Origin of the sequence: Vibrio ouci (assembly GCF_004551525.1) — a bacterium.
In the GTDB taxonomy this organism is placed as follows: domain Bacteria; phylum Pseudomonadota; class Gammaproteobacteria; order Enterobacterales; family Vibrionaceae; genus Vibrio; species Vibrio ouci.
Genome location: NZ_SATR01000433.1, coordinates 1 through 349, shown reverse-complemented (window position 1 = coordinate 349; position 349 = coordinate 1). Strand labels below are relative to the sequence as shown.

The window sequence follows — 349 nt, the reverse complement described above, 5'->3', positions numbered from 1 at the left end:
TCCCAAAGGTTAAATAGTCTCTGTTGGACTTAGAGGTGTTTGGTTGTCCCAATAAATGAATCGCTAAGCTTTCGGTGTATTTCGGCAGCTCCGCATTAATGTGCTCTCTAAAGATGTGGTAGTCGAAATCGCGATTGCTTTTTTGAAAACGAACGTCTTCGTGAAGGAGTGGGGCATCGTTAAAGTACGTGGTCGATTGAGGCGGGATTTGTTTGAGGGTCTCAATCGCACTGGCTTTATAGACCTCTTTTGACAGCCAGTTCTTTATCATCTGTTTGGGGTTATCGGTGTAGAGTCTGATGTGCTCGCTGGCCCGGGTTAAGTCGATGTAAGCCCGTCTCAGGTTAGT

1 protein-coding gene is annotated in these 349 nt (G+C 46.1%); it reads right to left on the bottom strand.

Annotation, left to right across the window (positions count from 1 at the left end; translation table 11 throughout):
- The coding region (locus ELS82_RS26140; protein ID WP_134837874.1) for a hypothetical protein at positions 1–349 on the bottom strand (349 nt) is incomplete at both ends.